Origin of the sequence: Dehalobacter sp. DCM (assembly GCF_024972775.1) — a bacterium.
Classification (GTDB): Bacteria; Bacillota; Desulfitobacteriia; order Desulfitobacteriales; family Syntrophobotulaceae; genus Dehalobacter.
Genome location: NZ_CP092282.1, coordinates 640,875 through 655,828, shown reverse-complemented (window position 1 = coordinate 655,828; position 14,954 = coordinate 640,875). Strand labels below are relative to the sequence as shown.

Here is a 14,954-nt window from a genome sequence, read left to right as displayed (position 1 = left end):
AAATTTTTAAGTTCCGAAACAAATTTACTAAACAAATTATCACTATGGACGATAATACTTATATAGTCAAATTTTTCGAATTACAAAGAACTTGACGACCAATTTAAAATCATCAATCGGCTGAAATTGGTGTGTTAGTTTTAGAAATTAACATGGAGGTACCTACAAATGACATCGGTGAAATGGAAAATCTGTATAAAAGCGAGTATAGCGGTTATTCTTGTTACGTCGTGTATTATTGGGTATATGGCTATCTCCGCCAAAAACGGTCAAACGAATGAGATCATATCCTACAGTAAGGAAATCGTCAATAAAATATCCAGTGAACTCTCCGGAGAAAATGAACTCGCCCTTCAAATTACTGAGAATATCGTCATCCAGCAGCAAACAGGTTCATTCGGTTCGCGAGCAGAAACAGCACGCGGTCTGCAACAGATTCAGGCTTTAAATTCGCAACTTATTATTGGCAGCTATGTTGCTTACGAGCCTAATGCTGACGGACTGGATAAAGAATGGCTGGGAAAAGCCGGCAGTGATACCCAAGGACGCTTCGCGCCCTATTGGAATACATTAGCTGGGAAACAAGCCCTTGATCCCATTGTCGATATCGATATCAGCGACTTTTATAAATTACCTAAAGAAACCAGAAAGCCTGTGATCACAGAGCCCTTTAACTATGAAGGTACGTTGATGGCCTCTTATACTGCTCCCATTATCATTAATAATCGATTTGTAGGTATCAGCGGCGTTGACCGCAGCCTGGCTTCTATTCAAGAAGAGCTGCTGGCATACAAACCCTATGATTCCGCTCAATTTGTCTTGCTAAGCCCCACTGGCTTGTATATTGCTGCTCCGGACAATGCGCTCCTCGGCACCAATATTAACGAAAATGCACAAACCAAAGCTGTGCTCTCCTCTATTCTCAATACAAAAGATACACAATATCACACCGTAACCAACCCATTTAATGGGAAAGAGTGTTGGCTGGTTTCTGCACCCATTAGTAACGCCAACTGGACCATTGCCATGTTTATTGATAAATCGGAAGCGCTTGCCGCCGTCAACAAAATGTTTATGATCTCGATCATTCTTGGTATAGTAGGTCTGATTTTGATCATGGTGTTGCTGTATTGGCTGATTGCATCCACAATCAAACCGGTTAATGTGTTGGTAAATGTCATGCAGCAAATTGCTTCAGGCAACCTGCAAGTTACCGCCGATATCAACACCAATGATGAGTTTGGTCAACTTGCGCAAGCCAATAACGCGATGGTTAAAGACCTTCGTGAGCTCGTCAGCCAGATTTCAAATAATGCACAGAAATTAGGAGCCTCAAGTGAAGAGCTTTCCGCAACAGCTGAAAATGTATCCTCAACTATGGAAGAAGTTCTGGCTTCTGTCGAGGAAATCTCCGCCGGTATGGAAACCGTATCCGCTTCGGCAGAAGAAATCAATGCGTCGGGGGAAGATATGACAAAAGCACTAAGCACGCTGGCCGGAGAGTCCAAAGAAGGATCTGAAACCGCCAAACAAGTGGAGACAAGAGCCTTGAATATCCAACAAGATGCTCAGAATGCCCGAAGGGAAGCAACTGACCTGTATCAAGATATTAAGGTAAAATTAGGCAAGGCCATTGAAGATGCCCATATCGTAAAACAAATATCGACCTTAGCCGATACCATTTCCGCAGTCGCGGACCAGACCAATCTGCTGGCACTCAATGCTGCTATAGAAGCCGCCAGAGCCGGTGAACATGGCAAAGGATTTGCCGTCGTCGCTGAAGAAGTACGCAAACTCGCTGAAGAATCGGCAGCAACCGTTGACCAAATAAAAAAATCCACTCTGGACGTTCAAAATTCCATCTCGAATCTGATTGATAATAGCAATGAAATTCTGCACTTTATTAACAATAAAGTGATTAAGGATTATGAAACATTAGTTAATATTGGTGCCGGATATGCGGATGATGCGAAAACATTCTACCAGACGACAAGCAAAATCACGGAAATGAGCAATCAGGTACTGGCGACGGTGAATGAAGTAAGTAAAGCAATTGAGTCTGTAGCCATCAATATGAATGAAAGTGCACGAGGTGCTCAGGAAATTACTAAAGGCGCGGAGATTACAACGAATTCAATTTCGCAAATTGCTGAATCCTCCGGAAAGCTGTCTGAAAGTGCCCAGAATTTGAATCAACTAATTTCAGGGTTCTCACTCTAAGGCAAGGGATTATATACCGTCATTTTCTTATTCTGTTTAGCAACAGATTAACTTCTGGCTGACAATATCCGAAAAAATTTCCATACCCTTGGTTTCGGCAATATGAATCACATCGGAATTGATAGCATTATTTGGTAATATGTCATCCAAGATATTCTCTTTATCTAAGACATATTCCGGATGATATACAACATCTTTTTTTCCTTCAAAAACAGCAACATAGAAAATACCTGTTTCTACTAAGTCTTGAAAAAAATGACTGCCATAGGATAGTTCAGGCATAAAACCCTCGCGCGAGGACACTTCACAAATCACCGTCATATTGCTCAGTTCGGTAAAATGAACGGGTACTCCCAGGGAAGGCGTTGTTGTCCCCCACCTCCCCGGGCCTATGAGCATGGCATTTTTTCCTTTCAACGCTTTATCGATTAGTCCGACCTGTCTGGCAATGGAATACTTGGATTGATTGTCCAGCCGATGATAGGCCTGTGACTTGATGATTACGACATAATCTATCGGAAGGCGCACATTTCCACCCATAAAGTTGCCGTGCGAGGATAGAAAGATATTCTTTCCTCTTTCCAGCACTGGCATTTCCACAGTCTTACCGAGACCTCTGGTCTGCAGCGGACGGCATTGTAAGAGGTTTACCCTGTATTCCTTGTTATTCAGAAAATTAACCGTAAATTCTATATCCACCGGGTAGTTATACACCTTGGACAGCAACGCCAACATTTCTCGCATCATAAGCGGGAAATCTGTATCCCGAAGCATTGTTTCAAAATCAATAATATAGGGCGTCTTAATCGGAGAGCGTCCAAGTTGGCGCAGATAGTGCACCGTTTCATAATCGATACTAACAAATAACCTTTGATCAACTTTTAAATCATAGGCCAGAACAGCCTCCGCTCTGACAGTGCTTAAGGCATTGCACTCAAGGGATAGAAGATCAACAAAATGCTGGGAAAATTTGTTCCGATCACCATAATTAACCATTGGTACACGCAACGGGTCATCTAACGTCACGATCCGCGCATAGTCCTCAACTGTCCGGTCCACAGCCCGGGTCCCCAGGCCAAAAACAAGGCGAAGCATCCCGGCATCCATATTAATTGACGGGTCCCAGATATAGCTGTTCGACGAATTACCGACCCCTGCCGCATGCGGAAAAAAGCTTTCACCATAATAATCACCGGAAACACGCTGTACCAAGACAGCCATTTGTTCGTCCTTTTGAAATAACCCTCTGTTCATCCTGTAAGCTAAGGCATCTTCATCCATCATACTGGCATAGACTGTACGAACCGCTTGCTCAAATTTCAAATAACGTTCTTCCGGTGTCCCCTGGTTTGCACAGAAAACACTCTCGTATTTTCCTGCAAAAGCATTGCCAAAATTGTCCTCTAACAGGGAACTGGAACGTACAATAATCGGAGACTGCCCGAAATACTCCAGCATTTGCATAAATTGTTCTTGAATATTCCCCGGGAAATGCCCTTTCAGTATTTTCTCTTTCAATTCCGGAGCATATATGAAATAACCTTCTTCTGTCTTTTGTCGGGTACGCAGTTCCCATAAATTATTTTGTACAATATAGGTGTAAAAAACATCGGACCCGATATAAAACGAGTCATGCGGTTCCAATTTTGGGATAAACCGGTCTTTACCGTCCTTCTCCAGTATCTTTCTGGCAACAAGCATACCGACAGTTTTCCCGCCTACGAATCCGGTACCAACTTCCCTGGCCGCGATATTGAGAATATCTTTAAGCGTAAAATACCGGTCGCAAAGCTGAAACATCCGTGATTCGCTGCCAATGAGCATCGTCATTAGCATTCTTTTGGCTTCTTCTTGCTCTTTTGATTCCAGCAAAAGGGCTTTTGAAGCCTTTTGGAAAACAGCATCCCAATAATCCAGCCGTTCTTCTCCCCTGCTCATACACGAGAACAGTTCAGCAGCCTCTACGCTGGCCGTAATACTAACAGCCTCCTGGCCGTCAATCAAATGCGGAAAAAACATCGTGGGTGAATACCTCTGCCAAACCTTTAAGGGATGAATATAGTATTTGTTTTTGACATAATAAAGATCTAACAGCAGCTGCGTCGTATCACGAATCGTCGCAATCGTGCTGTTCGTATGAATATTGCGTCTCAATGCAAAGTAAGCGATTGTATCTAATTCAAAAAGGAAAGGACATGTCACTTTGAAAAAATTGCCGATCATTAAATCGGAATGCCAATATTTTAGAAGATCGGTTAAGCAGTCAAATACATAGAAGGTCTTTCTGCCTTCTTTGGCGATTAGATCATGAATAGCCATCGCAAAGCTTTCAAAGCCTTTTTTGGCATCGATCGAATAGACTATGACATGCGGGTTTTCTTCAATCAGCGGCGGATGGCTGCCAAATCGGACATAGACTACATTTCTTCCGTCGGCAACAGCCTGATTGATAAATGGCCCCACCATGGTTTTATAATGCTCAACCGTATCAACCTGCCAGACAACATTATCTCCCAACCGAAGGTGATCGATCATATGATCAAATCCGCTCAATCCCGAGTCGACTTTATCCTGGATAGCCATCCGCGCCGCCCCCGTTTCTATCCTATCTGGATGGTACTAGTGTACTATCTCGTTGATATTTGGAATTACTGCGCCGAATAAATTTTCAGCCTGCTAGGCGGAGGAGGGAGGCATAGCCGTAGCTACGGCGACTGACGACAACAACGCAGACGGAAATTTAGGCAAGCAGTAAACCTAATTGCCAGCGAGACAGTACACTAAACGTCTACGCTGCCTTCAAATACCTTTTCCGGTTTTCCTGTCATGTATACCGCGTCATCCGTATATCTGACGGTTAAATCACCGCCTTTAAGCTTTACCAAAACATGCTGGTCTTTTTGACAGCGACCGTTTAGTACCGCAGCAACAACCGCGGCGCAAGCACTGGTTCCGGCAGCAAGGGTTTCCCCGTTGCCGCGTTCCCAGACACGCATCTTTAACGTGTTGCGGTCTATCATCGTAATAAATTCGACGTTGACTCTTTCCGGAAATAATTGCGAATATTCTAACGCCGGTCCGTCCGTATCCATATTAATACTGTCCAAATTCTCGGTGAATATAGCACAATGCGGATTTCCCATGGACACGCAGGTTATATGATAATCCTTGTCGCCAATTGTCACCGGCTGGTTAATAATGACCTCCCCTTCTAAACGGACGGGTATCTTACTGGGCTGGAGCTCAGCCCTGCCCATATCAAGGCAAACAGAATCCACTTTTCCGTTGTAAATATAGAGTCGAAGTTTTTTGATTCCACTCAGGGTTTCAATATGAATTTCTTCTTTTACGATGATCCGGTTGTCATACAGATATTTTCCAATGCAGGTCAGCGCATTGCCGCTCATTTTACCTTCACTGCCGTCGCGGTTAAACATCTGCATTCTGGCATCGGCGACGTCCGACCGTTTGATCAGTACGATCCCATCCGCCCCAATACCATAATGCCGATCGGATAAATAAACACTCAATGATTCCGGGCTGTCAATTTGCTGATCAAAACAATTGAAATAGAGATAATCATTACCGCAGGACTGCATTTTTGTAAAGGTCAATGTTTTTCTTTCGCTGCGCATATCATTAATATCGACGAGTTCGGTATTGTATTGTGAATATCGGCTCTTCAGACTATTGGCCAATGCATTGGCCGTATCCAGCGAGGTCAGGCACGGAATGGCTGTTTCCACAGCCTTGCGGCGAATCTTAACACTGTCAAGCCCAGGCAGACGACCCTTGGCCGAAGTCGAAATAATGTAATGGATCTTGCCGCTTTCTAAAAGCGTTTGGATATTATCCTGTTCAGCTTCATGAATCTTTTTAACTGTAATCACCTGCAGTCCCGCCTGCTCTAAAGCGGCAGCCGTACCGCGTGTTGCATAGAGTTTAAATCCGAGCTCGGAATATTTTCTGGCAATATCGACGATTTCAGGTTTGTCGCTATTACGCACGGTAATCAGAACGCCACCTTGCTTGACCATCTTATATCCGGCCGCAACGAGTCCCTTATAAAGCGCCTCGGCTAACGATTTGCCTATACCGAGTACCTCTCCGGTTGACTTCATTTCCGGCCCCAGCTGGACATCGACATCGATCAGCTTCTCAAAAGAGAAAACCGGAACTTTAACGGCAACATACGGCGGTGTCTTATACAGTCCGGTACCAAAGCCCATATCGGTCAGTTTCTCACCCAGCATCGCCCGGGTCGCAAGGTCCACCATCGGCACCCCGGTTACTTTGCTGATGTAGGGAATAGTCCGCGAGGAACGCGGATTTACTTCAATAACAAAGATCTCTCCGGCATGCACAACATACTGAATATTGACTAATCCTTGGGTATTTAATGCCAATGCTAATTTCCTGGAATAGTCAATGACTCGTTCCGTCAACTCTCCGCTGAGGTTCCAGGCCGGATAGACTGCGATTGAGTCACCGGAATGGATCCCGGCACGTTCAATATGCTCCATGATACCGGGGATCAGGATTTCTTCCCCGTCACAGATCGCATCCACCTCAATCTCAATGCCCGAAAGATATTTATCGATCAAGACGGGATTTTCGATATTAAAAGCCAGGATAATATCCATGTATTCGCAGATATCCTGATCACTAAAGGCAATAATCATATTCTGTCCACCCAAGACATAAGAGGGCCGCATCAAGACCGGATAACCAAGCTTATTGGCTGCCAGCAGTGCCTCGTCCGTATTCATTACCGTATGCCCTTGAGGGCGTTTGATCGATAGCCGCTCTAATAAAGCGTCAAAACGTTCCCGGTCTTCGGCGGCATCAATGCTGTCGGCAGGTGTTCCCAAGATCCGAACACCCTGGGATTCTAAAAACTTTGTCAGCTTAATGGCTGTTTGCCCGCCAAATGCAACGACAACACCGAATGGCTGCTCCGTATGAATGACATTCATAACATCCTCGTTGGTCAGTGGCTCAAAATACAGTCTATCCGCAGTGTCAAAGTCCGTCGATACTGTCTCCGGGTTGTTATTGACAATGACGACCTCATAACCTGCCTTTTTCAGTGCCCAGACACAATGTACAGAAGCATAGTCAAATTCGATTCCCTGTCCGATCCGAATCGGTCCGGAACCAAAGACAACAATCGTCTCTTTGCTGCTGTTCCGAGCTTGAATAAATTGCTCCGCTTCATTGGTCTTATCATACGTCGAATAGAAATAGGGGGTTTCCGCCTCAAATTCAGCGGCACAGGTATCGACCATTTTATAAGAAGCCCAGCGTTTCTTTAATATCCCTTGGGCGATTCTCTCATTGATATTGCAGCCGGAAAGCCGTTCGATTACTTTATCGGGATACCCCAGCTTTTTGGCTTCTTCGTATAGTTCCTCTGAGACATCCCCTCCGGCCAATTCCTTTTCCACAGCAACAAGATGGGCAAGCTTATAAAGGAACCACGTATCGATTTGGGTTATTTCATGAATCAATTCACAGGTAATCCCTCTCTTCAAGGCTTCGAACACGACAAAAAGCCGCTCATCATTGCAAACAGAGAGTTGTTCTTCTATCTGTGCGTCTGTCAGTTTACTCAGCTTGGGTAAATTTAGGCTGTCAAGAGAGATTTCCGCACCTCTGACAGCTTTCATGATGGCCTGCTCAAAACTGACACCGATGGCCATCACTTCGCCGGTGGCTTTCATTTGCGTTCCGAGGGTACGCTTGGCGTACACAAATTTATCAAACGGCCACTTGGGCAGTTTCACCACAACATAGTCCAAAGCCGGTTCAAAGCAGGCATACGTCTTCCCGGTTACGGCATTCTTTATCTCATCCAATGTATAGCCGATAGCAATTTTCGCAGCCACCTTGGCAATCGGATAACCGGTTGCTTTGGAAGCTAAGGCGGACGAGCGGGAAACCCTTGGATTGACCTCGATCACCGCATAGTCGAAACTGTCCGGATGCAGCGCAAACTGGCAGTTGCAGCCGCCTTCGACCTCAAGCGCTGATATGATATTCAAGGCCGCCGAGCGAAGCATCTGGTACTCTTTATCTGAAAGCGTAACGGCCGGCGCGATAACGATACTATCGCCGGTATGCACTCCAACCGGATCAAAATTCTCCATACTGCAGACGGTGATCACATTACCTGCCCGATCACGCATCACTTCAAATTCAATCTCCTTCCATCCGGAAATGCATTTTTCAATGAGGACTTGCGTAATGGGGGATAGTCTTAGACCATTGGCAGCGATTTCCCGTAGTTCAGCTTCATTATAGACTATACCCCCGCCGGTTCCCCCAAGGGTAAAGGCAGGCCGGACGATGACCGGATAAGAAATCTCTTCGGCAAAAGCCACGGCAGCAGGAACATCCGTAACGACCAGTGACGGAATAATTGGTTCTCCGATGGCCGTCATTGTATCCTTAAACATCTGGCGGTCTTCCGCTTTATCAATCGTGACAGGGTTTGCACCCAGTAATTTGACGCCCTGCTCTTCTAAAAATCCTTCTTTTGCCAGCTGCATTGAAAGTGTCAGGCCCGTTTGGCCTCCCAGTGTCGACAAGATGCTGTCCGGTTTTTCTTTGATAATGATTCTTTTAACCGTATCTAACGTCAATGGTTCTATATAAATCTGATCAGCCATCGCGTTATCCGTCATAATTGTTGCAGGGTTAGAATTGACCAGCACAACTTCCAGTCCTTCTTCTTTCAAAGCCCGACAGGCCTGAGTTCCTGCATAGTCAAATTCGGCAGCCTGCCCAATAACGATCGGGCCAGAGCCGATGACGAGTACTTTTTTTATTTCTTTATTTAGCGGCATGTCTAGCAGTCCTTCCTCATTGAATCGATAAATTGGTCAAACAGATAACCCGTATCCAGCGGCCCTGCTGATGCTTCCGGATGGAATTGTACCGAAAAAGCAGGCATATTCTGATATTCTATCCCCTCGCATGTTCCGTCGTTGGCATTTTGGAAACGCAGGCGGGCATCCGAAGGCAAACTCTCGGTAATAACGGCATAACCATGGTTCTGACTGGTAATATAGACGCGTCCGGTCTTCAGGTCCTTTACCGGCTGATTCGCGCCGCGATGCCCATATTTGAGTTTGGCTGTTTTCGCTCCCTGCGCTAACGCCAGCAGTTGGTGTCCGAGACAGATCCCAAAAATCGGCAGACGGGATTCGGCAAGTTTTGCCAGCTCAGTAATAATTTCCGGATTGTCCGCCGGGTCGCCCGGCCCGTTGGAAAGCATGATGCCATTCGGTTGAAAATCCAAGATTTCTTTGGCCGACGTATCGGCACTCACCGTTATAACATGACATCCTCGTTTCACCAGCTCACGGTGTATATTTTCCTTCGCCCCAAAATCCCACAAAACGACGCGGTAGTGGTCAGGATCTGATTCCTCCGAATTTAGTCCGTTTACTGCTTCCCGGTTATCTCTACGATGGAATGAGACACTCCGGACAGCGTCTGTTATTTTGTAGTGATTGATTTCGGCAATATCCTTTTCAATATTATCCAAATTTGTCGTAATTTTTGCATTCATAACCCCGACTTCTCTGATGATTTTGGTCAGTTCCCGGGTATCGACGCCATATACGCCAACAATATTATGTTGCTTTAAAAAAGTGTCAAGGTCACCCTCACTGCGAAAGTTGGAAGGAACCTGACACCACTCCCGAACAACATAGGCTTTGAGTTTTGGTGAATCACTCTCAAAATCAGCGGGTATAATGCCATAATTACCGATCAAAGGAAACGTTTGAATGACGATCTGTCCATAATAGCTTGGGTCGGTAAGCGTCTCCAGATATCCTGTCATGGCCGTGGTAAATACAATTTCGCCAAGTGTCTCTCCCTCTGCCCCAAAAGGTTTTCCTTCAAAAACCCGGCCATTTGCCAGGATAATATACACATTTTGCTGCACGCGGATCCCTCCAGAAATTATTTCGATTATTATTAACAATCATAAAGCGAATTATTGAACATTTTCTCTTATGATTTATGAATTATTAGCTCTCCCAATTATAACATGAAACGCCAGTTTGTATAAATATGTCCGACATCGCACAACATGAATACTGTATATTTTTCAATTGAAATTCCTGACCTGGCTGTGATTATTAATAAATGCCGGGCAGACATAAAAATAGGGCACCTGTTATTGAACTGAAATAAATCCGTGATATATAATGGATAAGAACGATAATAGGGGGTACGACATGGCTTTACCTTTGGATTATATCCCTGAATTGAGCCCGAATATGCTGGCCTTTCCGCTCGTCAAAGCAATGATAGCAAACTCAGATCAATTTCAAATAGAGGCTCATATGAAGAACGGAGCAACCGTTCTCGACTGTGGTGTCAATGTCGAAGGCAGTTTGGAAGCCGGCCTTCAATTTGCTAAAGTCTGTCTTGGCGGCCTGGCAAATGTTCAATTGCACTGGCATGATTTTAACGGTCTGCATTGGCCGTCGATTGAAGTCATGACGGATCATCCGCTCCGGGCCTGTATGGCTTCCCAGTTCGCTGGATGGACGATAAAATTAGACAATTGTTTTTTTGCAGCATCCGGGCCTGCCCGCGCCATTATGCATAAAGGCAAATTATTTGAGGCACTGGGCTGTGAAGACCTTTCCGAAATTGCCGTTGTCTGCCTGGAAGGTAATTCCCTACCAACCGATAATATTGTTCATCATATTGCAGAGGCATGCAACTGCAGGTTGGAAAACCTTTATATTTTAATTGCACCGACCGCTTCGATTGTTGGAACGGTCCAAGTCGCTGCAAGAGCCTTAGAGACAGGTTTATTCAGATTACGCCGAATGGGATATGATTTAGGCAAAATCATATCCGGCAGCGGTGTTTGTCCTGTTTCGCCTGTCGCCCGTAATACCCACAGTGCTTTAGGTAGGACGAATGACGCGATTTTTTACGGATCAACAGTCATTTATTATCTAAGAGATGATGACGATGTTCTGAGCAATTTGGTAAAATATGTTCCGTCAGCAGCCGTTGATGGATTCGGACAAGCATATATGGAATATGAAAGGACGCATGATAATTTATATATGATGAATCTCGATCTGTTTACGCCAGCCGTTGTCTGGATGTCCAATTTAAATAGCGGCAATTCATTTCATTCAGGAATCCTGCGTCCGGATATTTTGGCGCGATCTTTCGGTTTTACTTATTCCTGATATTGCCGCTGCCTGTATCTCGTGGTTTTGAAGGATATTGTTTTCTACAATAAATTAATTGCTTGAAAGGCGGTACGTATGCTACCAAACTATCTCATAAGGAAAGCGAATTACGCTGATATACAGGATCTCAGTCATTTATTAAGTGACTTGTTTTCCATTGAAAATGATTTTACCCCCAATGATGTTTTACAAAAACGCGGTTTGGAAATGCTGCTACAAGACCCTGAAAACCGGTGTATTTATGTCGCAGAGCTGAATCACCGTATCATCGGAATGGTTACCTGCCAGATCCTGATATCGACAGCAGAGGGTGGCCCTTCAGCTTTAATCGAAGATTTAATTGTCGAAAAAGAACAACGGGGAAACGGTCTGGGAAAACGGCTGCTTGATCGGATAGAACAATGGGCGGCTGAAAAAGGCGCACGCCGTTTTCAATTACTGGCAGATAAAAACAACACACCTGCTTTGGATTTTTATAAAAAAAACAGTTGGCATGGCACCCAACTGATCTGTTTGCGAAAAAATCAAAATCTATAATTTCGTCAAATTATTATCCCAAGGAAACTCGTACTCTGTAACACCTAATTCCTTACATTATCGCCGGTTAAATTTCCGTCAAACTGCGTTGTCGTCATTCGTAATACAGCCAGTATTACTCAATCCTCCGCCTTGTCATACGTAAATTTTCCTCGCCGAGTAATGCAAGTTTTAGGTGTTACAAAGTACTAGCCGGATCAAATCATGCTCATTCACTGATCTTCTTTTTTGGTCCGCGATATAAATGAATTTTCGGTAAATATGATCTAATTCAGCTTGGTGATATTCATAGCCAAGCTCTTTTAATTTATGCCTTAAGGCATTGCGCCCGGATTTTGACGTAAGCACAATTTTCCCTGCAGGAGCTCCGATGATTCCCGGATCAAAGGGTTCATAAGTCAGTTTTTCTTTGATGACGCCGTCCTGATGAATCCCAGAAGCATGGCAAAACATATTGTCTCCGACAACCGCTTTATAACGGGGAATTGCAATACCCGTGATTTCAGATACCACTTTACTGGTCATGTAAATCTCAGCGTAATTGGCACCTGTACTCATTCCGAAAGTAGTTTGTTCCATGTAAAGCGCCATAAGCAGCTCTTCGAGTGAGGCATTGCCGGCCCTTTCACCGATACCGTTGATAGTTCCTTCCACTTGGTCTGCACCTGCTAGCAAAGCCATCAGGGAGTTGGCAACCGCTAAGCCTAAATCATTATGATAATGAACGCTTAATTTTATATTATCGACTTGTTTCACTGTTTCCTTTAAATTCTTAATTAATTCGCTACTCTTCCAGGGCATCGCCACGCCTACTGTATCCGAAACAGTGACAATTGTTACCCCGGCTTTGATTACCTCTTCCATAATACGAACCAAAAAATCAAATTCACTGCGGTAGGCGTCCTCTAAGAAAAACTGCACCTCGTTGAAATATTTCCTGGCATAGTTTACAGCCCATACAGCCTTATCGATTACCTGCTGCGGTTTTAAGCGCAGTTTTTTTTCCATATGAATCGGCGATACGGCCAAGCCAATATTAACACGGGTGTTCTTTGCTCCCCTGAGAGCGTCTGCGCAGAGGTCGATATCTTGAGCAACACACCGTGCCAAGCCGCAGACAATCGCACCTTTAACCTCCTGACTAATTGCGCGTACTGATTTGAAGTCATTCGGTGAGGAAGCGGGAAAACCAGCCTCAATCACATCAACACCAAGTTTAACCAGCTGTTTGCCAATTTCAATTTTTTCCGAGCAGTTGAGTGTTGTTTCCAATGATTGTTCCCCATCTCTTAAGGTCGTATCGAATATGTCAACCTTCCTCATCCAAGTCCCTCCGTTCAGATGTTATCAGATGTTACGATTAATTCCATTTCGTTTCCGTATTGTTTATTAACTTCCATGGCAAAGCCTCGCATCATAAGTTCCGGCTCCAGCCACTGTGGAATATGACTGCATGCTATTTCCAAAATTTTAAATTTTTGTCGTTGAAGAAACGGCAGAAGAGCTTGTTTCGTCGTCACCTGCGTATTGTTTTCTTGAATTTCTTTTAGTGAAATGGCATAGTGGCCTGAAGATATTTCTCGAATATACTGAAACTCATTGTCATCATTTATCTGGCTTTGCAATGCGCTCTTTTCCCTTAACCACGCGTCTTCCGCTTCTTTTAAAACCGCATCCAGTAAATTCTGCGGATATCCAGCAATTTCCCAGCACATAACATTTTCCTGCTGCAATATATTTAAAGCAATTCCTTGAATTTTGGCTGCGACAAAAATTTTGTAATCCGCCATGAAATTGACCAGTTCTGCTATTCTATCCCGTAATTCATTCATTGACGTCACACCGTTTAAAGTAAAACCGCAACCTGCGGCTTCCTTCCAGATACCGGAACTGCGCGTGTAGGTTACTGCCCGGCAATCATCTGTTAATACGCCTGTTTCCCCTTCTTTATTCAGCAAGACTGTTATTTTGTGGGCCATACATACTCCTCCTCGCTAACGAATATTATCCAGCTTCAACGTGATTTTTACACTTTTTTCTTATTTCAAAGATTTCGCCTGAACAGTCTTTTCCGAGCATGCCGACGGCATCTGCTCTGCAATGCTTGCAATGTGACATCTGCTGTAAATGTTTTCCACAGATCAATCTCATTTTCATAATGTTTTTTGGATCTGTCGGTTTACGGTTTTCGAACACACTGCCTTTTACCGGAATAAACCCCATAATATTGGTTGTAAAAACCCCGAGTTCCTTTAATTTCTTGACAATTTCGGGAATATGACTGTCATTGGTTCCATCAATCATGACAATATTAACCTTAACCAAGACCTTCAGATCCACTAGTTTTTTGATTCCTTCAAGCTGGTTACGGATAAGGAGTTCAGCACCCTCAGTGCCGGTATAGGTTATGCCGTGATAATTGACGCTGTTATAAATTTGCGCGCCAATTTTCGGATCAATACTATTGACTGTAACTGTAACATGCCTAACATTCAAGGCCACGATTTGTTCTGCAAGTTCAGGTAAAAGAAGACCGTTTGTCGATAAGCAGAAATTTATTTCACTATGGCAATCATCATTATTTTCGTGTTCATCCTGGAGGATTAATTCGAGTGTCCGTTTTGTTTTTTCCCAGTTGGCTAACGCATCACCGGGTCCGGCTATGCCGACAACACTTAAATTGTTTAGTTTCTTACGGACAATTTGGAAGCGCTCTAATGCAGCTTCCGGATCCAACACCTTACTGGTCACACCCGGCCGGCTTTCATTAACACAGTCATAGTCTCTGCGGCAGTAATTGCAGCTGATATTACAGGCAGGAGCAACAGGCAGGTGAATCCTGGCATATTTATGTTGCGCTTTGGAAGAATAACACGGATGGGTTGTTGTATTTAATTTGCTTTTTATTTGATCTGTGTTATGAAGATTAAGCATATCATTCACCTGACCCTATCAAAAATTATT

The 14,954-nt window shown here is 44.2% G+C and carries 9 protein-coding genes; 3 read left to right on the top strand and 6 right to left on the bottom strand.

The window, feature by feature from the left end:
* The first annotated feature begins 168 nt into the window (after positions 1 to 168).
* Positions 169 to 2,220, top strand: a complete 2,052-nt coding sequence (locus tag LPY66_RS03220; protein ID WP_337986668.1) for a methyl-accepting chemotaxis protein — start codon at positions 169 to 171, stop codon at positions 2,218 to 2,220.
* Positions 2,221 to 2,256: 36 nt separating this feature from the next.
* Here LPY66_RS03220 and LPY66_RS03215 read toward each other — a convergent pair whose 3' ends face one another.
* From LPY66_RS03215 to LPY66_RS03205, 3 genes are all read right to left on the bottom strand, one after another.
* Positions 2,257 to 4,803, bottom strand: a complete 2,547-nt coding sequence (locus LPY66_RS03215) for a PEP/pyruvate-binding domain-containing protein (protein WP_337986667.1) — start codon at positions 4,801 to 4,803, stop codon at positions 2,257 to 2,259.
* Between the two features lie 197 nt (positions 4,804 to 5,000).
* The gene (gene carB, locus LPY66_RS03210; protein WP_337986666.1) at positions 5,001 to 9,068 is read right to left on the bottom strand and encodes a carbamoyl-phosphate synthase large subunit; all 4,068 of its coding nucleotides are present in this window, start codon (positions 9,066 to 9,068) and stop codon (positions 5,001 to 5,003) included.
* A gap of 2 nt (positions 9,069 to 9,070) precedes the next feature.
* The gene (locus LPY66_RS03205; protein ID WP_337986665.1) at positions 9,071 to 10,177 is read right to left on the bottom strand and encodes a carbamoyl phosphate synthase small subunit; all 1,107 of its coding nucleotides are present in this window, start codon (positions 10,175 to 10,177) and stop codon (positions 9,071 to 9,073) included.
* 295 nt (positions 10,178 to 10,472) lie between these two features.
* On the opposite strand from LPY66_RS03205, the gene mch reads away from it, so the two are divergent.
* Both mch and LPY66_RS03195 read left to right on the top strand, forming a co-directional pair.
* A complete protein-coding gene (gene mch, locus LPY66_RS03200; protein ID WP_337986664.1) occupies positions 10,473 to 11,450 on the top strand; it encodes a methenyltetrahydromethanopterin cyclohydrolase in 978 nt (325 codons plus the stop codon).
* 78 nt (positions 11,451 to 11,528) lie between these two features.
* On the top strand, positions 11,529 to 11,990 hold the full coding sequence (locus tag LPY66_RS03195) for a GNAT family N-acetyltransferase (RefSeq protein ID WP_337986663.1): 462 nt from the start codon (positions 11,529 to 11,531) through the stop codon (positions 11,988 to 11,990).
* A gap of 171 nt (positions 11,991 to 12,161) precedes the next feature.
* On the opposite strand, the gene LPY66_RS03190 is transcribed toward LPY66_RS03195, so the two are convergent.
* Genes LPY66_RS03190 through nifB form a run of 3 tightly spaced genes read right to left on the bottom strand, consistent with a single transcriptional unit; the run spans position 12,162 to position 14,924 of the window.
* Positions 12,162 to 13,313: a 2-isopropylmalate synthase gene (locus LPY66_RS03190; RefSeq protein WP_337986662.1), complete on the bottom strand. Its 1,152-nt coding sequence runs from the start codon at positions 13,311 to 13,313 to the stop codon at positions 12,162 to 12,164.
* A 14-nt stretch (positions 13,314 to 13,327) separates the two neighbouring features.
* Positions 13,328 to 13,969, bottom strand: a complete 642-nt coding sequence (locus tag LPY66_RS03185) for a Fe-only nitrogenase accessory AnfO family protein (RefSeq protein WP_337986661.1) — start codon at positions 13,967 to 13,969, stop codon at positions 13,328 to 13,330.
* Between the two features lie 25 nt (positions 13,970 to 13,994).
* Entirely contained in the window at positions 13,995 to 14,924 is a 930-nt protein-coding gene (gene nifB / locus LPY66_RS03180; protein WP_337986660.1) for a nitrogenase cofactor biosynthesis protein NifB, read from the bottom strand.
* Positions 14,925 to 14,954 lie beyond the last annotated feature (30 nt).